We start from the raw sequence: 23,534 nt of genomic DNA on the forward strand, positions 1-23,534 counted from the left end.
CCCCATGTGCGGAATCACCGGCTGGGTGTCGTTCCACAGCGACGCCCGCGCCCAGGCCCCGGTCATCGAGGCCATGACGGCCGAGCTCGCGCGGCGTGGCCCCGACGCCACGGGCGTGTGGCTGGGCGAGCGCGCCGCGATCGGCCACCGCCGCCTGGCCGTCATCGACCCCGACGGCGGAGCGCAGCCGATGACCGACCGGCCGCACGAGCCCACGACCGTGCTCAGCCACAGCGGGGAGATCTACAACCACCACGAGCTGCGGGCCGAACTCCGCGCCCGGGGACACCGGTTCCACACCCGCAGCGACACCGAGGTCGTGCTGCGCGCCCACGCCGAGTGGGGCGAGGGCCTCGCCGACCATCTGGAGGGCATGTTCGCCTTCGCCGTCTGGGACGAACGCGCCCGGCGCCTGCTCCTCGTCCGCGACCGGCTCGGCGTCAAACCGCTCTTCTGGGCGGCTGTGGACGGCGGACTGGCCTTCGCCTCCGAGCCCAAGGCGCTCTTCCAACACCCCGAGATACGGCCCCGGGTGGACGCGGACGGGCTCCGGGAGGCCTACAGCCTGCTGTTCAATACCGGGCCGACGGTCTGGTCCGGCGTACGGGAGGTCGAGCCGGGCGGCCTCCTCGTCCTGGACCGCGACGGCATCCGCGAACGCCGCTACTGGCAGTTGGAGGCCGGCCCGCACGAGGACGACCGGGACGCCACCGTCGAGCGGATCGGGGAGCTGGTCGGCGCGGCGGCCCGCGCCCAGTTGGAGGCCGACGTCCCGCTGTGCAGCCTGCTGTCCGGCGGCATCGACTCCACGGTCCTGACCGCCCTCCTCGCCGACGAACTCCGGCTGCGCGAGGGCCCGGACGCCCGGATCAGGTCCTACGCCGTCGACTACAGCGACCAGGCCGAGCGGTTCACCGGCGACGTCCTGCGCACCGGTCACGACACCCCGTACGCCACCGAGGCGGGCGCGTTCATCGGCACCGACCACAACACGGTCGTACTGGACCCGCGTGCGCTGCTCGATCCCGAGCACCGCAGGGCCGTCGTCGTGGCCCGTGACTCGCCGATCGGCGTCGGCGACATGGACACCTCGCTGTACCTGCTGTTCGGGGAGATCCGGCGGCACTCCACCGTCGCCCTGTCCGGCGAGGCAGCCGACGAGGTCTTCGGCGGCTACCCCTGGTTCCACAACCCCAGGGCGCTCGCCGCCGTCACCTTCCCCTGGCTGCTGGTCACCGGCGACGAGGCCGCCATGCCGCTCAACCCCGAACTCGACCTGCGCATCGGCGAGTTCCGCGACGACACCTACCGCACCGCCCTCGCCGCCGTACCCCACCTCGACGGCGAGACCCCCGCCGAGCACCGACAGCGCGAGATGCAGCACCTGTCCCTGACCCGCTGGCTGCGCCAACTCCTGCACCGCAAGGACCGGTTGAGCATGGCACAGGGCCTGGAGGTCCGCGTCCCGTACTGCGACCACCGGCTCGTCCAGTACGCCTTCGACACCCCCTGGGCGCTGAAGAGCTTCGACGGCCGGGAGAAGAGCCTGCTGCGCGCCGCGGGAGCGGGCCTCGCCCCCGACTCGGTGCTGCACCGGCCCAAGAACCACTACCCGGCCACCCACCACCCCGACTACAACCGCGGTCTGCAGGACCTCGCCCGTGACGCCCTCACCGTCGACCGGGTCCGTGCGCTCGCCGACGAGTCCCGCGTCAAGCCCTGCCTCGACACCCCGCCCGAGCACCTGGAGTGGGGCCACCGCCTCCGCCTCGAACGCGTCGTCGACCTCGCCCTGTGGCTGGACCACCACCAGCCCGAACTCGCCCTCTGAACCCTCTGAAGCCGCTGAGCCCTCTGATCCCCTCTGAGGAGGCCCCGCCCCATGACCGTCCAGGACCAGGAACCCCTCCCGGCCGCGCGACACCGGCAGCCGCTCCCCGACCCGGTGCCGCTGACGGGCTGCCCGTACAAGAGCGACCCCTACCCCCTCTACGAGCGGATGCGCGAGACCGGCCCGGTCCACCGGGTCCTGTTCCCCAGCGGTGTCCAGGCCTGGCTGGTCACCGGCTACGACGCCGCGCACGCCGCGCTGAACGACGACCGGCTCGGCAAGAACCACGAACGGGGCAACGACCGTTGGCGCGCCCGTGCCTCGATCATGCCCGAACCGCAGCACTCCCAGCTCCAGGCGCACCTCCTCCACCAGGACCCGCCGGACCACACGCGCATGCGGCGCCTCGTGACGGACGCCTTCACGCCCCGCCGCGTCGAGCAACTGACGCCCAGACTCCGTGAGTTGGCAGACATGCTCGTCGACGCCCTTCCGGCGACCGGCCCCGCCGACCTCGTCGCCGGGTTCGCCGCCCGCTTCCCCTTCCAGGTGCTCGCCGAAGTCATCGGGCTGCCCGGCGAGTTGGCCGCGCGCTTCGACCGCGACTGGGGCAAGGTCGTCCAACCGGTCGGGCCGACGGACCCCGGGCGGCCGCTGTACGAGGCCCGGCTGCACGGCCTGCAGAGCTATATCGCCGACGTCGTCGCCCACAAGCGGGGGTGCGCCGGCGACGACCTGCTCAGCCGGCTCGTCGTCGCACGTGACCAGGGCGAACTGTCCCGGGAGGAGCTGGACTCGATGATCTTCCAGCTGCTCGTCGCCGGCCAGGAACCCGTCACCAACCAGCTCACCACCGCGCTGATCGCCCTGTTCCGCCACCCCGACCAGCTCGCCCGACTGCGCGACGACCCGGCCCTCATGCCCCGCGCGGTCGAGGAACTCCTGCGCCACGACAGCGCCTTCGAGCTCACCACCTGGCGCTTCTTCGACCGGGACAGTGACCTGCACGGCACCCAGATCCCGGCCGGGGACTCGGTCATCGTCTCCCTGTGCGCGGCCAACCGCGACCCGCGCCGCTTCACGGACCCCGACGCCCTCGACCTGGACCGCTCGCCCAACCCCCACCTCGCCTTCGGACACGGCATCCACTTCTGCCCCGGCGCCGCCCTCGCCCGCACCGAACTCCGCGTCGCCCTCGGCACGTTGCTCACCCGGCTGCCCGGCCTGCACCTCGCCGTCAGGGACGAGGACATCGAATGGATCCCGTCCGTCCTGGGACGCGGTACCAACCACCTGCCCGTCCGCTACGACCGACGGCTGTGACGCCGGCCTCCGGCCGATCCCACCCACCTGCACGGCCGGCGCCCGGCCTGCCGAGGCGCCCCGCCGCCATGCCGTCACGCCCGAACGCCCCTGGAGGAACGACATGCTCCTGACGACCGCACCGGACGCACGCGCCACGCACCGCACCAGCGCCGCCATCCTGGACCTGCTCCTGCCCCACCACCGCTCGACCGACCGAGCACCCGCCGAGCCGGAGGCGTTCGGGCACCAGCTGCGCCGGATCGCCGCCTTCGTGCGCGAGGACGAGCCCGTCGTGTTCACCCTCCCCGGCTTCCCGTGCAAGTCACCCAACCCCGCGAAGGTCCTGGGCCACCTGCCCGACCAGGGCGAACGCCTCTCCCTCCGCTTCCTGCACGCCCTGTGCGCCGACATCGCACGCATCCACCCGCCCGGCGCGCACGTCGTCATCTGCTCCGACGGCCATGTCTTCGGGGACCTGATCCACGTACCCGACGAGCACATCGACGCCTACGCGGACGAACTCCGCACGCTGATCACGGAGTCCGACCTGAGCCACCTCTCCGTCTTCGACCTGCGTGACGTCCTCGGCGACCTCCCCCACACCGCCAAACGCGCCCACGTCCACGACCGCCACGCCCCCACCCTGGACGCCCTGCGCGCCGAGGTCCGCGCCGACGCCCCGACCCTCGCCCTGTACCGGGGCATCACCCGCTTCCTGGTAGAGGACAGCACCGGGTTCACCGGCACCCGCTCCGCGCTCCAACGCGAGTGCCGCAGACGGGCGTACGGCGTCATCCAGCGCAGCCGTGCCTGGACAGAGCTGATCGCCGACCACCATCCGCGTGCCGTACGCCTGTCGATCCACCCCCAGCCGGCCGGCGCTCCCAAGTTCGGCATCCGGCTCCTCGACGGCCCCGACGCCTGGACCACCCCGTGGCACTCCGCCGCCCTGCGCGAAGCCGACGGCACCTGGACCCTCATGCCCCGCGCCAGGGCCCAGCGGCTCGGTCGCCTGGTCCACCGCGACGGCAGACCGAGCCACTTCGAGCGGTCCAGCGCCGACGCTCAGCGCTCCTCGGCGACCGTCCGCAGATAGGTGCCGAGCCGGGCGATGGCCGACGGGTTGCGGGGGCTCTCGACCAGGTCGACGTAGTCAAGGACGAAGATCCGCTCGTGCTTGACGGCGGAGACGTTCCGCAGGGGCGCGTAGGACAGCAGGAACTTCTTCTTCTGCTCGGCGCTGACATCTCCGTAGTCGCAGATCACGATGACGTCCGGGTCCCGCTGCACGACGCTCTCCCAGCCCACCGTGGTCCAGGAGTCCTGGACGTCGTGCATGACGTTGACGCCGCCGGCCTCGCTGATGATCTGCTCGGGGGCGGCGTACCGGCCGGAGGTGAAGGGCTGGTCCTGCCCGCTGTCGTACAGGAACACCTTCGGCCGGTCGCCGGCCGCCGGGGCCTGCGCCCGCACCTGCGCGACCTGCTTCTTGAAGCCGGCGACGAGCGTCGCGGCCCGCTTCTCCACCCCGAAGAGCTTCCCGAGGTTGGTGAGGTCGGTGTACAGGGCGTCCAGGGGCGGCATGATGCCGCGCGAGGACTCGGTACGGCCGTTGTGGCAGGACTCGGTGAGGACGTACGACGGGATGCCGAGCTTCTTCAGGGCGTCCGGGGTGAAGCCGCCGTCCTCGCGGAAGCCGTAGTTCCAGCCGGCGAACACGAGGTCGGCGCGGGCGTCGAGGACGTTCTCCTTGGTGAGCTGGTCCTTCGACAGCCACTTCACCTTGTCGTAGCCGTCCTTCCACGGCACGCCGCTCAGGTCGCCCTTGTCGTCGGGCATGGCGAACCCGGCCATACGACCCTCCAGACCGAGGGCGAACATCAGCTCGGTGATGCCCACGTCGTTGGTGACCACCCGCTCCGGGACCTTGTCGAAGGTGACCTCGCGGCCGCAGTTGGTGAGCGTGACCGCGGAGGACTTGGCGTCGGCCGGCTTCTCCACCGTGGCGCCGCAGCCGGTTGCGGTTGCGGTCGCGGCGAGGCAGAGGGCGGTGGCTACGAGCTTGCGCATGTGGTTCCTTGGGGGAGGAGGTCGAACAGGAGCTGGACCGCGCCGGTCTCCGGATGCCGTACCGGATGGGCGCGGACCCCGAACACCTCGGCAAGCAGGCCGGGTCGGAGGACGTCGTGCGGGGCGCCCGAGGCGACGATGCGGCCCCCGGCGACGACGTACAGGACGTCGCAGTGCGCGGCGGCCAGGTTGAGGTCGTGCAGGGCGGCCAGCGCGGTCAGGCCGCTGGCCCGCACCAGGGACAGCACGTCCAACTGGTGGGCGATGTCCAGGTGGTTGGTGGGCTCGTCCAGGACCAGCACCCGCGGCTGCTGGGCGAGCGCGCGGGCGATGAGCACGCGCTGCTTCTCGCCGCCGGACAGGGCGAGGAACCCGCGGCCGGCGAGATGGGCGACGCCGGTGCGGTCCATGGCCGTGGCGCAGATCTCCCGGTCGGACGCGGCCGTACGCTCCCGGTGCGGCAGCCGCCCCATCGCCACCACCTCGGCGACCGTGAAGTCGAACTCGGCCGACGACTCCTGCGGCAGCGCGGCCAGCACCCGCGCGGCGGCCCGGGGTGCCATCGCGTGCACGTCGTCCCCGTCGAGCCGCACCACACCACCGGCCGGACGCAACGCCCGGTACACGCACCGCAGCAGCGTGGACTTGCCGCTGCCGTTCGGCCCCACGAGGCCGACGAACGCCCCGCTGTCCACGGTGAGTCGGATGTCGTCCACCAGCCGGGCCCCGGCGGCCTCGACCGTGACCCCTTCGATGTCCAGCCGCATCGTCACCGACCTCCGAACGCGTAGCCGCCGCGCCGCATCAGCAGCAGGAACGTGGGCACCCCGACCACGGCCGTGATCACCCCGACGGGCAGTTCGGCGGGCGCGAGGAGCAGCCGGGACAGCAGGTCCGCCCACACCAGCAGCACGGCCCCGACGAGCGGCGCCACGGCCAGCACCCGCCGGTGATCGGCGCCGACCAGCATCCGTACGACATGCGGCACCATCAGCCCGACGAAGCCGACGGCCCCGCTCACCGCGACCACGGTCCCGGTCACGGCGGCGGTGACCAGGAACAGCTCCCCGCGCAGCCGCCCCGGTGGGACACCCAGTGCGGCGGACGTCTCGTCGCCCATCGCCAGCGCGTTGAGCGCCTCGGCCCGCCACCGCAGCCACGCCCACCCGGCCGCCACGGTCACCGCGGCGAGCGGCACCTGGGCCCAGCTCGCGCCGCCCAGGCTGCCGAGCAGCCACATCATCGCCGAGCGGGCCGCCTCGCCCCGGGCCGCGCCGAACACCATCACGGTGGTCACGGCCTCGAAGCCGTACGCCAGCGCGGTACCCGTGAGGACCAGCCGCAGCGGCGTGAGCCCGTGCGGCGACCGGGCCACGGCGTACACCAGCGTCATGGCCGCCAGCGCCGAGACGAAGGCGGACAGGGACAGCGCCCAGACACCGAGCCCCGCGAACGCGCCCAGCAGGATCACGGCGTTGGCGCCCACCGCCGCGCCCGAGGAGATGCCGAGCACGAACGGATCGGCGAGCGCGTTGCGCACCATCGCCTGCACGGCCACCCCGACGGCCGCGAGCCCGGCCCCGACGACGGCACCCAGCACGACACGCGGCAGCCGGATCTCCCAGACGATGGTGTACGCGGCGACGTCCCGGGCGTCGATGGTGCCGCCGGTCAGCCCCGCCCCGAGCAGCCGGAAGACATCACCCCACCCGATCCCGGCCGCTCCCAGCCCGACCCCGCACACGACGGAGACGAGCAGGAGCAGCCCGAGCCCCACGACGAGCGGTGGTACGGCCAGGCGCGGGGCGACGGATGCCGGTCTCGGTATCCGCGTCTTGCTTCGGAGCACGGGCGGGCGGGTCCTTCGCCTGGGGCCGCCTGTGGGCCCCGGTCGAGGAGACGGCCCGAACGACCGTGCCGGCCGCGCGGTCCCCTCTCGCAGTCCACGGCGAGCAGTCAACGGGTCGCACCCACCACGGGCGATCGGGCTCACGCGACGGACCACCGGGTCCGCGCGCACACCGTTGCGGGTCAGCGCCGGACTCTCACCGGACTTCCCCCGCGGGAGGCCCGGGGAGCGTAACAGACGGGGGTTCGGTGACCGCGGGACAGGGCCGCCGCACCGTGCTGGAGGAGGCCTTGTCAGTGGGCCGTGTTATCCAGGTGGGGACGCTGTCAGGCGAGGACTCGCAGGGGGCGCGATGTTGATCGACGCGACCGCTCCGCCGGCCCGAGCCGTCAGCGAGGCGATCCGGAGCGGCGACGTGGAGGCCTCGCGGGACCTGCTCACCGCGCATCCGGGACTGGCCACGGCCCGGGTCGGCGACATCAACAGCGCGCGCACCCTGTTGCACCTCGTCACCGACTGGCCCGGCCACCTGCCGGGCGGCCCCGCCACGGTGGCCGCGCTGGTCGCCGCGGGCGCGGACGTCAACGCCCGGTTCACCGGCGCCCACCGCGAGACCCCGCTGCACTGGGCGGCCAGCACCGACGACGTGCCCGTCCTGGACACCCTGCTCGACCTGGGCGCGGACATCGAGGCCGACGGCGCGGTCATCGGCGGCGGCACCCCGCTGGCGGACGCGGTGGCCTTCGGGCAGTGGCGGTGCGCGCGACGCCTGGTGGCACGCGGCGCCCGCACCACTCTGTGGCAGGCGGCCGCCCTCGGCGAAGCCGACCGCGTCGCCGCCCACCTCGCCTCCGAGACCGGCCCGCCCACCGCCGAGGACATCACCAACGCGCTGTGGTGCGCCTGCCACGGCGGGCAGCGGGAGATGGCGGACCGTCTGCTGCGACACGGCGGCGACGTCAACTGGATCGGCCACGACGGGTTGACGGCACTGGACGCCGCCGACCGCTCGGGGCACCCCGCGCTGGTCGCGTGGCTGCGCGATCAGGGGGCGAGATCCGCCGCGGAGTTGGTCTGACCCGAGGGACGACAGGCTCGACGTGCGACCCTCGACCGTGCGGTGAAGACTGGACGTGGCGGGGCCGGGCCCGCACGCTCCCGCCCTGCCGGCATCAATACATCGACACATCACCACATCGATGCATCAGGAACATCGATACATCGGAACACCGATACGAGGTGCGAACGGATCCGCGCACCACGCCCCCGCTGCCCGCCCGGACGTCAGGCGCCGTCATCCGTGCGCGGTTCGCGTCTTCACACAGAGGGGTCCGGCCATGGGCGGCATCGACGGAACGGCACTCGAAGGCCTGCGCGAGACACTGCGGGGACCGGTCATCACCCCGCGCGACCCGGGCTACGCGGAGGCCCGCAGTATCTACAACGCCATGATCGACCGGCGCCCCGCGGCCTTCGCACAGTGCGTGGACGTGACGGACGTACGCACTGTGCTCTCCTTCGCCAGGGACGCCGGCGTCGAGCTCGCCGTGCGCGGCGGCGGGCACAGCGGACCGGGGTTGTGCCTGGTCGACGACGGGCTCGTGCTCGACCTGTCGACGATGCGCGGGGTGCACGTCGACCCGCGCGCCGGGACCGCACAGGTCGCAGGCGGCGCACAGCTCGGCGACCTGGACCACGCGGCCCACACCTTCGGCCTGGGCGTGCCGGCCGGCATCATCTCCATGACCGGCGTGGGCGGCCTCACCCTCGGCGGCGGCCACGGCTACCTCACCCGCAAGTACGGCCTGACCATCGACAGCCTCCAGTCCGCCGACGTCGTCCTCGCCGACGGATCGTTCGTCACCGCCTCGGCCGAGGAGCACCCGGACCTGTTCTGGGCGCTGCGCGGCGGCGGCGGGAACTTCGGCGTCGTCACCTCCTTCACCTTCCGGCTGCACCCCGTGGACACCGTCGGTGTCGCGGTGACCGTGTGGCCGGTCGACCGCACCCCCGAAGTGCTGCGCTGGTACCGGGAGTTCCTGCCCGCCGCGCCCCAGGACCTGTACGGCTTCTTCACCGTCTTCGTCATCCCGCCCGGACCGCCGTTCCCCGAGCCGATCCACGGGCAGAAGATGTGCGGCGTCGTCTGGTGCTACACCGGCGACCTCGCCGGCGACCGCCTGGAACAGACGCTCACCGCGGTCAACGAACCGGCGCCGTCCGCCTTCCACTTCACCACGCCCATGCCCTACCCCGGGCTCCAGGGCATGTTCGACACGCTGATCCCGAAGGGCTACCAGTGGTACTGGAGGGGTGACTTCTTCGACACGATCTCCGACGCCTCGATCGAGGTGCACCACAAGTACGGCGAGAACATCCCGACCGCACTGTCCCTGATGCACCTGTATCCCGTGGACGCCGCGGCCCACGAGGTCGGCGCCGACGACACGGCCTGGGCGTACCGCGACGCCGTCTGGTCCGGTGTGATCGCCGGGGTCGACCCGGACCCCGCCAACGCCGACCTGATCCGGCGGTGGAGCGTCGACTACTGGACCGACCTGCACCCGCACTCCATGGGCGGCTCCTACATCAACTTCCTCGGCGAGGCGGAGAGCGCGGACCGGGTCCGGTCGACCTACCGCGGCCACTACGACCGACTCGCGGCGACCAAGCACACCTACGACCCGGACAACTTCTTCCACGCCAACCAGAACATTCCGCCCGCGGCCGGCTGACGTCCCGGCCGCCCCGTCGTTCACCCGCGAGGACCGCCTGAGGTAGTGTCACCGGCGTTGCCGGCTACTGACTGGTAGTGCGCCGGTGCGGGGAGTGTCGGAGGGCGGCAGGACGGTGGAATCCCAGGTGGGCGAGAGCGGATCCGTGAACGTCGACGGCACGCGCTTGGAAGAGCTGACGCCCCAACCGCTGCTGACCCGCGACTACGAGACCCGTCCCTCGCTCGTCTACGAACGGCTGCGACAGCGACACGGGCCCGTCGCCCCGGTCGACCTGCTCGGAGTGCCCGCCTGGCTGGTCCTCGGCTACCGCGAGGCGCTCCAGGTGCTCCAGGACGACGACGCCTGGCCGAAGGGGCTGGAGAACTGGCGGGCCCGCACCGAGGGCGAGGTCCCCGCGGACTGGCCGCTCGGGCCGTCCCTCGAGGTCAACCACGTGCTGATCCAGGGCGGCCCCGGATACGGCTCGCTGCGCACGGCCTGGGACGCGGCACTGAAGCCGTTCCAGGACCCCGGCCACCCGCAGGCCAAGCGCCTGAAGGCGGCCGTGACCGCCTACGCCGACGACCTGATCACCCTGGTCGGACAGGGCGGCGGCACCGGCGTGGCCGACCTCTCCGCCCAGTTCTCCCGGCCGCTGCCGCTGATGGTGGCCAGCCATCTGCTCGGCTTCCCCGGCTCCCAGGGCGACGACGCCCTGATGGACATGTGGCGCGTGCTGGACGCGGGCCCGGACGCGGAGCCCGCCCTGGAACGCCTGCTCGCCACGCTCGCGGAACTCGCGGCCGTGAAGCTCAGGGAGCCCGGCGACGACTTCCCGTCCCACCTGCTCGCCGCCCACCCCGGTCTCTCGCTCGACGAACTCGCCCGTGAGTTGTTCATGCTGCTCGGCATGACCTCCGACCACGTCGGCATCCTCATGTCCAACACGGTGGTCGAGGTCATCTCCGGCGACGGTGACGGCGCCGTGCGCGCCAGTCTGTCCGCCGGGATGATCAGGGAGACCATGAACCGGGTGGTCATGCGCAAGCCGCCGCTGGTGAACTTCGTCCCGCGCTTCGCCGCCGAGGACACACCGCTCGGCAACTACACGATCCGGGCGGGCGACCCGGTCTGGGTCTCCTCCGCCGCCGCACACGCCGACCCGCTGTTCGCCGACCATGTGGCGGCGGGCGGCACGATCAGCACCCGGGCGCATCTCTCCTGGGGCGCGGGCCGCCGCCAGTGCCCGGCACGCGAGCTCGCCTCGACGGTCGCCGCCGTCGGCGTGGGCCGGCTGTTCGAGCGGTTCAGCCACCTGGAGCTCGCCCTCCCCGCCGATCAACTGCCCTGGCGTTCCTCGCCGTTCATGCGCGGGCTGCGCTCACTGCCCGTGCGGTACGAACTCGCCGCGATGCCCGACCGGGCGGTGGCGCCGCTGCCGGCCCCTGACCTTGCGGCGGGCAGCGCCGATCCGGTGCTGCCGGACCGCTCCGCCCGGCAGCGCTCGTCGCTCTGGCGCTACCTGACGGGACTGATCCGCGGCGCTCGCTGACCTGGGCCGTCCACGCCGGTCCGGCCCGGTGATCGACTGGAGTGCCGTACGGCACCGGCGTACGGTCGAATGGTGGCGGGAACCAGCCATCGAACCCCCGCCCACGGCGCACAGCCATGAGCAACCCCGAGCCGGCACCCGAAGCACGGACCACCCCGCAGGAGACGGAGCGGAGCGAGAGCCGTGGCAGCGGTATGGCGTTGCTCGTCATCGCGTCCTGTCAGCTGATGGTGGTGCTCGACATCACCATCGTGAACATCGCCCTGCCCGACATCCAGCGCTCGCTCGACTTCTCCACCACCAGCCTGTCCTGGGTGGTCAACGCCTACACGCTCACGTTCGGCGGACTGCTGCTGCTCGGCGGCAGGATGGGCGACATCCTCGGCAGACGCCGCGTGTTCGTCTTCGGCGTGCTCCTCTTCGTCCTGGCCTCCCTGCTCGGCGGACTCTCCCAGAACGAGTGGCAACTCCTCGCCGCCCGTGCCCTCCAGGGCGTCGGCGGCGCCATCGCCTCCCCGACCTCCCTCGCCCTGATCAGCACGACCTTCCCCGAAGGACCCGAACGCAACCGGGCGTTCGGTGTGTTCGCCGCGGTCTCGGCGGGCGGCGGCGCGATCGGGCTGCTGGCGGGCGGCATGCTCGTCGAATGGCTCAACTGGCGCTGGGTGCTGTTCGTCAACGTGCCCATCGGACTGCTCATCGTCCTCGCCACACCGCGCTGGATCCGGGAGTCCGAGCGGCACCCCGGGCACTTCGACGTACTGGGCGCGATGACCTCCACCATCGGCATGGTGCTGCTGGTGTACGGGTTCATCCGGGCCGCGCAGGACGGCTGGCGGGACCCGCTCACCCTGGGCGCGTTCGGGGCGGCCGTGGTCTTCCTGCTGCTGTTCGTCCTGGTCGAGCGGCGCTCCCGGCAGCCGATCACGCCTCTGCACATGTTCGCCGACCGCAACCGGGCGGGCACGTACGGCATGATGCTGAGCCTGGCCGCCGCGATCTTCGGCATGTTCTTCTTCCTGACGCTCTTCGTGCAGAACGTGCTGGACTTCAGCCCGCTCGAAGCCGGGCTGGCCTTCCTCCCGGTGAGTGCCGTCATCGCGATCGGCGCGGGACTGGCGTCCCAGTACCTGCCCAGGTACGGGCCCAAACCGTTCATGGTGGTGGGCGCGATCCTGGCCGCCGCGGGCCTCGCCTGGCTGACCCTGACCGACATCCACTCCACCTACCTCGGCAGCATCCTCGGCCCGATGCTCGTCTTCAGCCTCGGCATGGGCATGGAGTTCGTGTCGCTGACCCTGATGGCCCTGTCCAATGTGCCGACCCCGGAGACGGGCGCCGCCTCCGGGCTGCTGAACGCCACCCAGCAGGTCGGCGGGTCCCTGGGGCTGTCCATCCTCGTCACGATGTTCGGCACGGCGAGCAACAACGAGGCCGACCGGCAGATCCCCGCCTTCCTGTCGCAGGCGACCCCGCTGGAGCGCATCCGCTTCGAACGCACCGGGCAACTCCCGCCGCCCTACGCCGACGAGATCCTCACCGCGGGGGTCTCCGCCGCCTTCGTCGTGGCCGCGATCTTCACCGCCATCGCCGCGGTGATCGCCCTCCTCGTCATCCAGGTCCGCCCCTCCGACCTGGAACGACTCCAGGGCGGCGGACTGCCGACGGCCTGACGGGCGGACCGCGCGAGGGACACGCCCCTATCATCGGCGCGTGGACACAGCCGACCGCGCCGCCCAACGCCTGCCCGTCGCCCTGTGGAGTGCCGCCGGCCGGCTCAGGAAGCTGGCGTACGACCTGTTCCTGGAGCACCAACCCCACATCGGCTGGAGCGAGTTCGCCAAGTACGGCGGGACGCCCGGCATGCAGGTCCTCGGGGTGGACCTCGATCTGAGGGACGGCCGGGAGATGTCCTGCGGACTCACCGTGCGCATGTCACCGGACGCCTTCTCCGTCGAGGCGGACATCGGGGTGGACGCCCCGGAGGACGCGGAGGCCGAGAACGGCGGGTACCGCTACCTGCTGGAGATCCCGGAGGCTTTCGCCGGCTCGCTCGACGAGTACCTCCCCCTGATCGAGAGCCAGGTGGACCAACTGATCGGAGCCGCACCGCGCTTCCTCCGCGAGCTGCGGGCCGGCGCCTGACCGGGACGACCGGCGCCGTCAGCCGCCGATGCGCGCAGCGATGATCGGTGCCAGACGGTCGGCGATGACCCGGTGGCCCTGATCGTTGGGGTGGACGGAGTCCGTCAGGTCGCCGGAGCCCAGCCAGCCCGTCGTGTCGACGAAGGACAGCCGGGTGTCACCGCCGGCGACGGCAGCCTGGACCGCCGCCTCGGTCTGCGGGACGTACCGGCCGCGGAAGGTCTCCAGCGCGAAGATCCAGGCCCGCGGATAGGCGGCGCGCACCTTGCGCAGCAGACTGCCGTACGCCGACTGGAACCGGGTCGGACTCACGCCGTGGCCCACGTCGTTGGTGCCCAGGTTGATGACGACCGCGTCCGCCTGGTAGCGCGAGAAGTCCCAGTCGGGCGTGGCCGCGTTGGGCTTGAGCCTGCCGAACTGCTGCTCCAGGCCCACGCATCCGTCGGCCGTCGCGACCAGACAGGCACCGCCCTGGGCGACCTGGGTGTGCTCCGCGTCGAGCCGCTCGCCGATCAGCCAGCCGTACGCGGTACGGGCGTTCTGCGAGGTGGTCGTGCCGACCGTGATGGAGTCGCCGACGAACTCGATCAGCCTGGCCGGGGCCTGCGCCGCGAACGTCGTCGCGCCGCTGTCGAGGGCCAGCCCCTGGAAGACGGCGTCACCGCGATAGGAGCCCGCGACCACCTGGTAGTTGACCTGGAGCGTGTGGTTGCCGGCGGACAGCGGCGACGGCGTCAGGTCCACGGTGCCCTTGACGTCGTCGTAGAACCTCACGGGTCCGTTGTCGATGCGCGCCCAGAAGTCGATGGTGTCGCGCTGCTTGAGCTTGACCGTGCGGCCGGTGAATCCGACCCGGTAGTAGGCGCCGGCCCAGTACGGCGTGTAGAGCGTGCCGGAACTGCGGGTGTCCCAGCGGCCGACGAACTTGATGTTGGGGTCGCCGGGCTGACCGGGAGCCGCCGCCTCGGTGGACACCTCGGCGGAGCTGCCGAGCCGGGCCGCGATCACGGGCGCCAGACGGGCGGCGAACCTGGTGTGACCCGCCTCGTTGGGATGGCCGTTGCCGTCCTCGTAGTCGGTGCCGTCGGTGAGCCAGCCCGTGGTGTCGACGTAGTGCACCCTGGTGTCACCGGCGCTGTTGCGGGCGCTGACGGCCGCCCTGGTCTCCGTGACGTAGCGCTTCTTGAGGGTCTGCACGGCGAAGAGCTGGGCCTCGGGGTGCCTGGCGCGCAGGTCGCTCAGGAACTTGGTGTACGCCGCCTGGAACGCGGCGCCGGACACCCCGTGGCCGATGTCGTTGGTGCCCAGGTTGACGACGACGGCGCTTGCCCGGTAGCGGGAGAAGTCCCAGCTCTGGTCGCCGGTGCTGCCGGTCCGGAAGTACTGGCCGCTCAGGCCGACGCAACCGGACTGGGCGACCAGACAGTAGCCGGCGCGGGCGATCCGGGTGTGCCGCAACCCCAGCCGCTCACCGGTCTTCCAGGCGTACGAGTCGAGCGCCAGCCGGTCCGTGAGGGCGCCGGCGGTGATGGAGTCGCCGACGAACTCGACCAGACCGGACGGCACGGTCGGCGGGACCGTGCGCGCGCCGGAGTCCAGGACCAGACCCTGGAACACGGTGTCGCCCGAGCGGTAGGAGATCCGCAGGGTGTGGGTGCCGGGGGAGAGGGGCTGGGGAGTGAGGTTCACCGTCCCTCGCACGCCCGCGTGGAAGACGTCGGGGCCGCCGTCGACGCTCGCGTAGAAGTTGACCGCGTCCCTCGCCCGGACCTTGACCGTGGTGCCGGTGAAGGCCGTCTGGAGGTACGCGCCGGACCACTGGGGCACGGCGGCGGTGCCCGAACTCGTGTCCCAGCGGCCGACGTAGACGATGTTCGGGTCGGTCGCCGAACCGTCGCCCGCCGCCGCCCGGGCCGCGGTGCCGCCCGCCCAGGACAGCGACAGAAGGCAGGCGACGAGCGCGGCGGTGAGAAGGAAGGAAAGGATGCTTCTGGGGTGTGAGGGTGTCTGCACGGGGATCCCTTTCACGGTGGGGGTTGGGAGCGCTCCCATGAAGAACTGTGTTTTGAGAGAAGCAATGAAACGGTTCACCGTCAAGGACTCCTGTGCGGAATTAGGGAGTCCGGTGAAGGGTGTGACGACCTTCACGTTGATGTGGCGGAAAGTGATGAATTCCTTACGCAACTAGTGCGTAAGTGACGGTAATTCACTCGCATGGCATAGGAGGTTCATGATGCGACCGTTCACCCTCAACTACGCCTTTCCCAGAGGGCTTTCGAACGCCGTGACGCCATATCACTTCGACCCCGCCCGGCAGCTCAACGTGCTGCCCGACGGACGGCCGGCCGTCAGTGACCCGGACCTGCTGCTCGCGGTCGGCACGACGACGTCGACCGCCGGATCCGCGACCCACTTCGACGACTGACGACAGTTGCGCGAATGACCGTACTGATCCTGACGTCCGAGGAGGACGTGACCGCCGACCTGGTGGTGGCCAGGCTGCACGGGACGGGGACGCCCGTGATGCGACTGGACCCCGCCGATCTGCCGGGCAAGGCCGTGCTGTCCGCCGACTACGCCCACGGCGACTTCGACGGGCACCTGTCGGTCAACGGGCATGTGCTCAGCATGGGCGGGCTGCGCTCCGTCTGGGTGCGCAGACCCGGCGAACCCGCCGCCCACGCGGCCGACCCCTCACCGTGGCTGACCGCGGAGACCCGGCAGGCGCTGTACGGGATGCTCCACTCCGCCGCCGCACGGTGGATGAACCATCCGCGCAACGCCGACCAGGCCCGGCTGAAGCCCTGGCAGTTGAGGGTCGCCCACCTCAGCGGCTTCGCCGTGCCCCCGACGGTGTTCACCACGGCACCCCGGCTGGCGCGGGAGTTCGTCGAGGAGTACCGGGACGTCGTCGTGAAGTCGGCTTCGGGGCCGCCGCCCGGTGACCCCGCGCTGACCCTGCCGACCACCCTCATCGGCCCCGACGCCGACTTCGGTGCCGTCGCCGCCGGACCCGCGCTGCTGCAGAAGTACGTCCCCAAGCGCGCCGACATCCGTCTGACCTGCGTCGGGTCCCGGCTGTTCGCCGCGCGGAAGACCGCCGAACCCGACCAGGTCGACGGCCGCTTCGGCGACACGGGGCACACCTGGGAGCCGGTCCCGGTCCCCGAGCGCATCGGCAAGGTGGTGCACGAGTACGTCACGCTGGCCGGACTGGCGTACGCCGCCTTCGACTTCGCCGAGGACGTGGACGGCATCTGGTGGTTCCTGGAGTGCAACCAGGGCGGCCAGTTCGGCTTCGTCGAGCTGGAGACCGGGCAGCCGATCGCGGCGGAGGTCGCCCTGTGGCTGGCACAGCACAGGGCGGACCGCCGCACCCCGGACCGGCGCGGGTGACGGCCGGAGTGCCGTACGGGCTACGCGGCGAACTCCTTGCGGATGCGGTCCAGCATGAACGCCGAGGACTCCTTCGCCCGCTCCTCCCAGGCGAAGACGCAGGCCGTGGCCACGCCGTCGAAGTCCAGCTCGCGCAGCGTGCCGAAGAACGCGTCCCAGTCGACCTCGCCCTGCCCGATGTCCAGGTGCTGGTGGATCCGGGCCGGGGTGCCGGGCGGGTTGAGGATGTAGCGCAGCCCGGAGGAACCCTTGTGGTTGAAGGAGTCCGCGATGTGCACATGCTGGAGCTTGTCACCGGCGTAGCGCATCATCGCCGCGATGTCCGCCGTCGGGTCGGTGCCCGAGAGATGGAACGAGTGCGGGGCGCAGTACAGATAGGTCACCCACGGCTTGTTGATCGCGCGGACCAGGTCGACCGCGGGGGTGTTCTCCTCGCAGAAGTCGTCCGGGTGGGCCTCCAGGTTCAGTGCGATGCCTTCGCGCTCGAACACCGGGAGCAGTTCCTCCAGGGAGCGCCAGAAGGCCGCCTCGCTCTCGGCGGCGCGCTCGGGACGGCCGTTGAACTCGCTGTTCATCAGCGGACATCCGAGGTCGGCGGTGATCTCGATCATCCGCTTCCAGTAGCGGACGGCCGCCTGCCGCTCGGTCTCGTCCGGCGAGGACCACTTGTACAGCGGCAGCACGGAGGACAGCTGGACACCATGCGCGCGCAGGGAGTTCTTCAGCCCGGCGATCCGCCCGTCGTCGGCGCGCGGGTGCAGGAAGAACGGCATGAAGTCGTCGCGGGGCGACAACTCGATGTATTCGTAGCCGAGTTCGGCGACCGTGCGCACCATCTCGTCGACGGGGAGCGTACGGAGCATGTACGGGTCGAGGGCGATCTTCACGCGGCACCTCCGTAGAAGGCGGGGCGGGGCTTGAGGTCGGTGGCGACGACGCGGCCCGACTCCAGGGCCTCGACGGTCGCGGCGGTGATGACGGTGGCGGCATAGCCGTCCCAGGCCGAAGGACCGGTCGGCTCCTCGCCGGCGGCGATGCCCGCGATCCACTCGCGGAACTCGGTGTCGAAGGCCTCCCGGAAGCGGCCCGCCCAGTCGGTGAGCACCTCGGTGCTGTGCCGGGCGGCGGTGCGCACGCCGACGGTGGCCGGGTCGGGGAGCCGGACGAGGCCGTCCTCACCCACCGCCTCGCACTGGATGTCGTAGCCGTACTGGCAGTTGACGAAGACCTCCAGGTCGATACGGATGCCCTTGGCGGTCTCGAAGAGCATGATCTGCGGGTCCTTCAGGTGAGCGAACCGCTTGCCCGTGGCGCGCGGGGTGATCACCTGGGTGGAGACGATCTCGTCGTCCAGCAGCCAGCGCAGTACGTCCACCTCGTGCACGGCCGTGTCCAGGGCGGCCATGGCGGAGGTGTAGGACTCCGGGACGGTGGGGTTGCGGTGGGCGCAGTGCACGATGAGCGGCTCGCCGATCCGGCCGGAGTCGATGACCTGCTTCATCTGCCGGTAGCCGGTGTCGTAGCGGCGCATGAAGCCGACCTGGACCAGCCGGCGGCCGTGGGCGGTCTCGGCCTCGACGATCCTGAGGCAGTCCTCGGCGGTGGTGGCCAGCGGCTTCTCACAGAACACCGGCTTTCCGGCGGCGACGGCGTCCAGCACGTGCTCGGCGTGGGTCGGCCCCCAGGACGTCACGAGGACCGCGTCGACGTCGTCGGCCGCGACCACGGCCGCACTGTCGGGCAGCACACGGGCGCCGACCGGTGCCGCCGCCTCCTCGGCGCGAACGGCGTCGATGTCGGTGACCGCGGTGACACGGGCGCCGGTGACCGACTCGGTCAGACGCCGGATGTGCTCCTTGCCGATCCAGCCGGCGCCGATGACGCCTACCCGTACAGTCATGGTTCTCAGTCCTAACTAGGAGTAGCGCGCCCGGAGTTCGGCTTCGAGGGTCTCGAGCGAGCGGCCCTTATGGGTGGGATGAAGACCAGGTGATGGGCGACGGCAGAGGCGGTCAGCTCCGCGACCTGCCGGACGTGGGCGAGCACCCTGTCCCAGGCCTCGGGCCGGTGCGGCGCGCCGAACGCGGTGCCGCCGGAGACCTTGAGGCCCCGTGCCGCGAGCTCTTCCGCGAGCTGCCGGGGGTCGGTGGGGAGGTGTCCGTACGGGCCGAGTTCCAGCCACTCGTAGCCGGCCGCGGCGAGTTCGTCGAGGAAGCGGGTGTACGGGACCTGCTGGTCGTCTCGGGGAACCAGACGCCCCAGGAGTCGGGTGCCGAGCCCAGGCACAGGTTGCCCGCGGTGGTGCGGAGCGAGGTTGGCGCCGTTGCCATGACTGGTCCTTCGGGGAGGGGACGGACGGGGCCTGGAGGAGGCCGGCGGACGTATCCACGGATGCACTGTCGCGCTCTACTAGCGCGCTCTAGTGCGAGTACGATGACCCTGGTCCAAATGTCATGTCAATAGCTTGCCGCCGGGAGATTTCGAGAGCTCGTTAAGGTGAACGGCGTCGAAGGGTGGGTTCACAGGTGGAAGCGTCAGGCCGGCAGCGGCCCACGATGGCGGACGTCGCCGAGAAGGCGGGCGTGTCCCGAGCGCTTGTCTCGATCATCTTCCGCGATCTTCCGGGCGCCGGCCGTGAGACCCGGGAGCGGGTGCTGCGCGTCGCCGACGAGATCGGCTACCGCCCGGACAACGCGGCCCGGCTGCTCGCCCGCGGCCGCAGCCGCACCCTCGGTGTGATGTTCACGGTCCACCAGACCTTCCACACGGACCTCATCGCGGGCATCTACCCGGAGGCCGAGCGGCTCGGCTACGACGTGCTGCTGTCCGGCACGACCCCCGGCCGAGGCGAGGCCAAGGCCGTCGAGGCGCTGCTCGGCCACCGCTGCGAGGGGCTGATCCTGCTCGCCCCCGACGCCGATCCCGGCTACCTCGGCCAGCTCGGACGCCGTGCGGCGACCGTCTCGGTCGGCAGGCGTGCGCCAGGCGCCCAGGTGGACCTCGTGCACAGCGCCGAGGGCAAGGGCGTGCGCCAGGCCATGGACCACCTCATGGAACTGGGCCACCGCCGGATCGTGCACATCGACGGCGGCCGTGGCCCCGGCTCGGCCGAGCGGCGGCGCGCCTACCGGGCCGCCATGCGCCGGCACGGGCTGGCGGACCACGCCCGGGTCGTCCCCGGCGCCCACACCGAGGAGGCGGGCATCGAGGCGGGCCGCCTGCTGCTGGCGGAGCGTGAGCAGGGGCTGCCGCTGCCCACCGCGGTCCTCGCGGGCAACGACCGTTGCGCGCTGGGTCTGTTGATGCCCCTGACCCGGGCGGGCGTGGAGGTTCCGCGCGACATGTCCGTGGTCGGCTACGACGACAGCCATCTCTCCCATCTGATGCCGGTCGGTCTGACCACCGTCCGCCAGGACGCCGTCCTGATGGCCGAACACGCGGTCCGCTTCGCCGTGGACCGGCTGGAGAACCCCGAACTGGAGCCACGCGAGGCCGTGTTGGACCCCCAGCTCGTGGTCCGGGGCACCAGCGGGCCGGCTCCGCGGGAGTCGGCCTGAGGTTCGGCACAGCGGCGGGACCGGCCGCGCCCCGTCGCGGCCACGGCCGACCCCGCCTGGCCATGGATCCCCCTAGCGCGTGCCCTTCGCGGCGAACTCGGCCACCGCGTCGACGTTGTCCTCGGTGATGAAGGCGGGCCCGGTCAGCACCGGAGCGGTGCCGCCGCCGCTGAAGTTGCCGTTCGTCCTGTACAGCCACAGCGAGTCGACCGCCAGGTAGCCCTGGAGGTAGGGCTGCTGGTCGACGGCGAACTCGACCTTGCCGTCCTGGACCGCCTGGACCAACTCCTTGTTGAGGTCGAAGGTGGCGACCTTGGCCTTGCTCCCGGCGTCGGAGACCGACTGCACGGCGGTCAGGGCGAAGGGGGCGCCGAGGGTGACGACCTGGTCGATCGTGGAGTCCTGCTGGAGCTTCGCCGTGATCGTCGACTTCACGGACGGCATGTCGGTGCCGTTGACGTACAGGATGTCGGTCTTGCCCTTGAAGCCCTTCTTCAGGCCGGCGCAGCGGGCCTCCAGCGCCACATGGCCCTGCTCCTGGATGACACAGACGGCGTGCTTGGCGCCGGTCTCGTTGAGCCGCTCACGAAGGCGTTGCCGGCGATGTTCTCGTCCTGCCCGAAGTACTCGAGCATGCCGAGGTCCTTCCAGTTGTCCAGGCCGGCGTTGAAGCCGACCACCGGAATGCCGGCCGCCGTGGCCTTGCCGATCACGGCCTTCATCGCGCTGGGCTTGGCCGCGGTGAGGGCGATGCCGTCCACCTTCTGGTCGATGGCGTTCTGCACCAGGTTGGCCTGGTTGCCGGCGCTCGGGTCGCTGGAGTAGACGAGCTTGATGTTGTCCTTGGCCGCGGCGGCCTCGGCCCCCTTGCGGATCAGGTCCCAGAAGGTGTCGCCCGGAGCCGCGTGGGTCACCATGGCCACGGTCATCCGGGGCGTGGTGGCCTTGCCCGCCGAGGCGCCCGCTGAGCCCTCCTCGGACTGCTTCCCGCCGGAGCTGCTGGAGCATCCCGCGGCGAACAGGGCGGCGGCCAGAGCCGTGGCCGTCAGTGTCGCGGCCCGGTGGTGTCTGCGCATGTCCCATGCACCTCGCTGTGCTGGTCGGGGCGGGTTCTCAGGTGGGGGGAGGGTCATGGGTGCCGCCCGCTGGATAACAGCTGGAGCGCTCCACTAGCGCGCTCTAGTGGCGAGTACTATGCGGTGGTCCGCAGATGATGTCAATGGGTTTGTCAGGACGTATCGACAAAGCCGAGGTCGGGCGGACAAAGCGAACCACCCCGCCTGACGGCAGGCGGGGTGGTGGTGGCTGTGCTCCGTCTTCGAATCAGGCGGGCCGTATCGCGCTGTGGATCGCCGACTCGCCGGCGTAGTGGATCGACTCCTCGCGGATGGCCGCCCCCGGCCCCGGGGCGTGGATCATCATGCCGTTCCCGGAGTAGATCCCGACGTGGCCGACGTGGAAGAGGACCAGGTCGCCGGGCTCGAGGTAGGTGAGTGTGATCCCCTGGCCGGCGGTCGCCTGCTCCGGGGCGGTGCGCGGGAGGGAGATCCCGGCGGCCTTCCAGGCGGCCTGTGTGAGGCCGGGGCCGTCGTAGGCGTCCGGCCCCGACGTGCCCCAGACACAGGGCTTGCCGAGCTGGGCACGCGCGAAGTCCAGGGCCCGCAGGGCTCGGGTGTCCTGCGGGGCGGTCGCCGTCAGGGCGGCCGCCGGACTCGTGGCGGGGAGTTGCCCCGTGTCGTAGGTCGGGCTGGTGCCGTACGTCTGGCCGGTGTCGTGGCTCCGCCCGGTGCCGTACGTCTGCCCGGTCCCGTCGGTCTGGCCGGTTTCGAGGGCCTGACCCGGGTCGTAGGACTGTGCCGTCGCGAGGGCCTGGTTCGGTGTGGTGGTGACCAGGGGGTCGGTGAGCGGGTCCGGGGTGGGGGTCCACGCCGTGCTTCCGGGCGGGACGGTGGTGAGGTCGGCCGGTCCCTGGTTCCGCAGGGCGTCCCACTGCATGTCGGCCGAGGGCTGGGCCTGGGGCGACGTGGTGCTCCAGGTGTCGGCGGCGGGCAGCGCCCCCATCGTCGTGAGCGACGTGCTCTGCCGTGCGGTGTGCAGGGACAGCAGCTCGCGGGCCTGGGAGAGCTTGCGCTGGTTGCGCTCCTTGGACGTCCGCAGAGCGGACCGCTGTTGGAGTTCGGCCGAGGGTTCGCCGGACGGGGCGGGCAGCGCGAGGGCGCTTTGGTCGGACCGGGTGCCCTGGAGGGCGCCGGCGGTCTCCAGCGGTGACTCCGGAGCGGCTGGCAGTGCGGCGACGGGCCCGGCCGTCAGTTCGGCCACCGCGGCGCCTGTCGCCGGTCCGGACGTCAACTCGGCGACAGGCGCCGCGGGAAGCTCCAGGGCGGCGCGGCCGGCCGCCTCCCGGCCGCGGTCGGCGAGGCCGTCTGCCGCGCGCGGGGCCCGCGTTCCCGTGGGGCGGGCCGGCGTCCTGCCGGTCGGCAGCACGGCCGGAACGATCGGGCCCAGCTTGGAGCGGGCCACGTCGAACCACTGCCGGGCGACGCTGTCCAGCGCGGGGTCGCCGCCCCCGCTGTCGTCACTGCGGGCGGCGGCGGGCCCGCGTCCGGCGCCCACCGGCCGGTCGGCGGGCCCCCGCGGCCCGGTCGCCGAGGCGCGGGTGGCGTTGAAGGTGCCCGTGTCGGACTCGGCCTGGTCGTAGAGGGAGCTGACGCGTCGGCTGACCTCCTCGCGGCTCGGTGACTCGTCCGCGGCCGAAGGGGCGGCGTTGGCCGTCTGGGCGAGCAGGGCCACCGAGGTGAGGGCTGCCGACGCGAGTGCGGAATTGCGCATGCCGGGGAGGCTCAGAGCCCCCGGACGCGCGCTGCGTTCCGGCGCCATGGGCGACGTACTCCTTCCGTGCTCCGCTTACCGGGTTGGCGGTGGGGGTGCCCCCAGGCCGCTCAGGCTCTGGGGGAGGGTTCGGGCGGTCGGTCCGGAAGGTGTGCCCTACGGCCTTTGCCCCGCAGGGCAGTTGGGCCGATTCACCCCAAGTTCGATTGGGTCCCGGCTCCGGCGGACCCTCATGGGCACACCGGACTCGGCGGAGGCCGCGCGTCCCGGCGGGGTTCGCCGG

The 23,534-nt window shown here is 71.8% G+C and carries 18 protein-coding genes, 2 pseudogenes and 1 riboswitch; of the genes and pseudogenes, 11 read left to right on the top strand and 9 right to left on the bottom strand.

Translation table 11 applies throughout. The features are described 5' to 3' along the window. Positions 1-4: 4 nt before the first annotated feature. The 3 genes from asnB to ACFZBP_RS19600 all read left to right on the top strand — a co-directional run bounded on the left by asnB (position 5) and on the right by ACFZBP_RS19600 (position 4,232). Positions 5-1,831, top strand: a complete 1,827-nt coding sequence (gene asnB / locus ACFZBP_RS19590) for an asparagine synthase (glutamine-hydrolyzing) (RefSeq protein ID WP_391414597.1) — start codon at positions 5-7, stop codon at positions 1,829-1,831. A gap of 51 nt (positions 1,832-1,882) precedes the next feature. Continuing rightward, positions 1,883-3,154, top strand: a complete 1,272-nt coding sequence (locus ACFZBP_RS19595) for a cytochrome P450 (RefSeq protein WP_391414599.1) — start codon at positions 1,883-1,885, stop codon at positions 3,152-3,154. A 103-nt stretch (positions 3,155-3,257) separates the two neighbouring features. Further along, the gene (locus tag ACFZBP_RS19600; protein ID WP_391414601.1) at positions 3,258-4,232 is read left to right on the top strand and encodes an L-tyrosine/L-tryptophan isonitrile synthase family protein; all 975 of its coding nucleotides are present in this window, start codon (positions 3,258-3,260) and stop codon (positions 4,230-4,232) included. Here ACFZBP_RS19600 and ACFZBP_RS19605 read toward each other — a convergent pair. From ACFZBP_RS19605 to ACFZBP_RS19615, 3 genes are read right to left on the bottom strand one after another with little or no spacing between them, the layout of a single operon-like run. After that, on the bottom strand, positions 4,202-5,206 hold the full coding sequence (locus tag ACFZBP_RS19605; protein ID WP_391414603.1) for an ABC transporter substrate-binding protein: 1,005 nt from the start codon (positions 5,204-5,206) through the stop codon (positions 4,202-4,204). The two genes, ACFZBP_RS19600 and ACFZBP_RS19605, sit on opposite strands and share 31 nt — an antisense overlap. After that, a complete protein-coding gene (locus ACFZBP_RS19610) occupies positions 5,191-5,973 on the bottom strand; it encodes an ATP-binding cassette domain-containing protein (protein WP_391414605.1) in 783 nt (260 codons plus the stop codon). The genes ACFZBP_RS19605 and ACFZBP_RS19610 overlap by 16 nt, the downstream gene beginning before the upstream one ends. A 2-nt stretch (positions 5,974-5,975) precedes the next feature. Further along, positions 5,976-7,004 (bottom strand): iron chelate uptake ABC transporter family permease subunit, encoded by a 1,029-nt coding sequence (locus ACFZBP_RS19615; RefSeq protein ID WP_391415108.1) that lies wholly within the window; start codon positions 7,002-7,004, stop codon positions 5,976-5,978. 179 nt (positions 7,005-7,183) lie between these two features. Next, a riboswitch (cobalamin riboswitch) is annotated at positions 7,184-7,266 on the bottom strand. A 141-nt stretch (positions 7,267-7,407) separates the two neighbouring features. Between ACFZBP_RS19615 and ACFZBP_RS19620 the strand changes: the two genes are divergently transcribed. The 5 genes from ACFZBP_RS19620 (at position 7,408) to ACFZBP_RS19640 (ending at position 13,469) form a co-directional block, all read left to right on the top strand. Beyond that, positions 7,408-8,133: an ankyrin repeat domain-containing protein gene (locus ACFZBP_RS19620; protein ID WP_391414607.1), complete on the top strand. Its 726-nt coding sequence runs from the start codon at positions 7,408-7,410 to the stop codon at positions 8,131-8,133. 259 nt (positions 8,134-8,392) lie between these two features. Then, complete coding sequence (locus ACFZBP_RS19625; RefSeq protein ID WP_391414609.1) at positions 8,393-9,790, top strand: FAD-binding protein; 1,398 nt, start codon at positions 8,393-8,395, stop codon at positions 9,788-9,790. A 115-nt stretch (positions 9,791-9,905) separates the two neighbouring features. Continuing rightward, a complete protein-coding gene (locus ACFZBP_RS19630) occupies positions 9,906-11,324 on the top strand; it encodes a cytochrome P450 (protein WP_383448746.1) in 1,419 nt (472 codons plus the stop codon). 194 nt (positions 11,325-11,518) lie between these two features. Then, a complete protein-coding gene (locus ACFZBP_RS19635) occupies positions 11,519-12,997 on the top strand; it encodes an MFS transporter (protein ID WP_383449186.1) in 1,479 nt (492 codons plus the stop codon). A 40-nt stretch (positions 12,998-13,037) separates the two neighbouring features. Then, a complete protein-coding gene (locus ACFZBP_RS19640; protein WP_391414612.1) occupies positions 13,038-13,469 on the top strand; it encodes a hypothetical protein in 432 nt (143 codons plus the stop codon). Positions 13,470-13,487: 18 nt separating this feature from the next. On the opposite strand, the gene ACFZBP_RS19645 is transcribed toward ACFZBP_RS19640, so the two are convergent. Next, positions 13,488-15,482 carry a GDSL-type esterase/lipase family protein gene (locus tag ACFZBP_RS19645; RefSeq protein WP_391414614.1) on the bottom strand — a complete coding sequence of 665 codons (1,995 nt, stop codon included), beginning with the start codon at positions 15,480-15,482 and terminating at the stop codon, positions 13,488-13,490. Positions 15,483-15,702: 220 nt separating this feature from the next. Here ACFZBP_RS19645 and tgmA point away from each other — a divergent pair, with 220 nt between their 5' ends. Together tgmA and ACFZBP_RS19655 are read left to right on the top strand one after the other, a co-directional pair. After that, positions 15,703-15,894 carry a putative ATP-grasp-modified RiPP gene (gene tgmA / locus ACFZBP_RS19650; protein WP_048580735.1) on the top strand — a complete coding sequence of 64 codons (192 nt, stop codon included), beginning with the start codon at positions 15,703-15,705 and terminating at the stop codon, positions 15,892-15,894. 14 nt (positions 15,895-15,908) lie between these two features. Then, complete coding sequence (locus tag ACFZBP_RS19655) at positions 15,909-16,865, top strand: MvdC/MvdD family ATP grasp protein (RefSeq protein WP_391414616.1); 957 nt, start codon at positions 15,909-15,911, stop codon at positions 16,863-16,865. A gap of 20 nt (positions 16,866-16,885) precedes the next feature. Here the strand turns inward: ACFZBP_RS19655 and ACFZBP_RS19660 are convergent, their stop codons facing one another. The 3 genes and pseudogenes from ACFZBP_RS19660 to ACFZBP_RS19670 all read right to left on the bottom strand — a co-directional run. Next, a complete protein-coding gene (locus tag ACFZBP_RS19660) occupies positions 16,886-17,752 on the bottom strand; it encodes a TIM barrel protein (protein ID WP_391414618.1) in 867 nt (288 codons plus the stop codon). Then, positions 17,749-18,765 (bottom strand): Gfo/Idh/MocA family oxidoreductase, encoded by a 1,017-nt coding sequence (locus ACFZBP_RS19665; RefSeq protein ID WP_391414620.1) that lies wholly within the window; start codon positions 18,763-18,765, stop codon positions 17,749-17,751. The genes ACFZBP_RS19660 and ACFZBP_RS19665 overlap by 4 nt, the downstream gene beginning before the upstream one ends. 68 nt (positions 18,766-18,833) lie before the next feature. Continuing rightward, positions 18,834-19,195 (bottom strand): annotated as a pseudogene (locus ACFZBP_RS19670) (2-keto-myo-inositol dehydratase); the annotation flags it as partial. A 225-nt stretch (positions 19,196-19,420) separates the two neighbouring features. Between ACFZBP_RS19670 and ACFZBP_RS19675 the strand changes: the two are divergent. Further along, positions 19,421-20,422: a LacI family DNA-binding transcriptional regulator gene (locus ACFZBP_RS19675; protein WP_383449187.1), complete on the top strand. Its 1,002-nt coding sequence runs from the start codon at positions 19,421-19,423 to the stop codon at positions 20,420-20,422. A 72-nt stretch (positions 20,423-20,494) separates the two neighbouring features. Here the strand turns inward: ACFZBP_RS19675 and ACFZBP_RS19680 are convergent. Then, positions 20,495-21,498, bottom strand: a pseudogene (locus ACFZBP_RS19680) (sugar ABC transporter substrate-binding protein). Positions 21,499-21,745: 247 nt separating this feature from the next. Further along, positions 21,746-23,251, bottom strand: a complete 1,506-nt coding sequence (locus tag ACFZBP_RS19685) for an NlpC/P60 family protein (protein ID WP_391414622.1) — start codon at positions 23,249-23,251, stop codon at positions 21,746-21,748. Between the last annotated feature and the right edge of the window lie 283 nt (positions 23,252-23,534).

Source organism: Streptomyces sp. NPDC008086 (genome assembly GCF_042957325.1).
GTDB lineage: Bacteria > Actinomycetota > Actinomycetes > Streptomycetales > Streptomycetaceae > Streptomyces.

Bases quoted from the DNA above. Each gene is read 5' to 3' on its own strand.
- asnB (WP_391414597.1), top strand. From the start codon at position 5: ATGTGCGGAATCACCGGCTGGGTGTCGTTCCACAGCGACGCCCGCGCC.
- ACFZBP_RS19595 (WP_391414599.1), top strand. From the start codon at position 1,883: ATGACCGTCCAGGACCAGGAACCCCTCCCGGCCGCGCGACACCGGCAG.
- ACFZBP_RS19600 (WP_391414601.1), top strand. From the start codon at position 3,258: ATGCTCCTGACGACCGCACCGGACGCACGCGCCACGCACCGCACCAGC.
- ACFZBP_RS19605 (WP_391414603.1), bottom strand. From the start codon at position 5,206: ATGCGCAAGCTCGTAGCCACCGCCCTCTGCCTCGCCGCGACCGCAACC.
- ACFZBP_RS19610 (WP_391414605.1), bottom strand. From the start codon at position 5,973: ATGCGGCTGGACATCGAAGGGGTCACGGTCGAGGCCGCCGGGGCCCGG.
- ACFZBP_RS19620 (WP_391414607.1), top strand. From the start codon at position 7,408: ATGTTGATCGACGCGACCGCTCCGCCGGCCCGAGCCGTCAGCGAGGCG.
- ACFZBP_RS19625 (WP_391414609.1), top strand. From the start codon at position 8,393: ATGGGCGGCATCGACGGAACGGCACTCGAAGGCCTGCGCGAGACACTG.
- ACFZBP_RS19635 (WP_383449186.1), top strand. From the start codon at position 11,519: ATGGCGTTGCTCGTCATCGCGTCCTGTCAGCTGATGGTGGTGCTCGAC.
- tgmA (WP_048580735.1), top strand. From the start codon at position 15,703: ATGCGACCGTTCACCCTCAACTACGCCTTTCCCAGAGGGCTTTCGAAC.
- ACFZBP_RS19655 (WP_391414616.1), top strand. From the start codon at position 15,909: ATGACCGTACTGATCCTGACGTCCGAGGAGGACGTGACCGCCGACCTG.
- ACFZBP_RS19665 (WP_391414620.1), bottom strand. From the start codon at position 18,765: ATGACTGTACGGGTAGGCGTCATCGGCGCCGGCTGGATCGGCAAGGAG.
- ACFZBP_RS19675 (WP_383449187.1), top strand. From the start codon at position 19,421: ATGGCGGACGTCGCCGAGAAGGCGGGCGTGTCCCGAGCGCTTGTCTCG.
- ACFZBP_RS19685 (WP_391414622.1), bottom strand. From the start codon at position 23,251: ATGCGCAATTCCGCACTCGCGTCGGCAGCCCTCACCTCGGTGGCCCTG.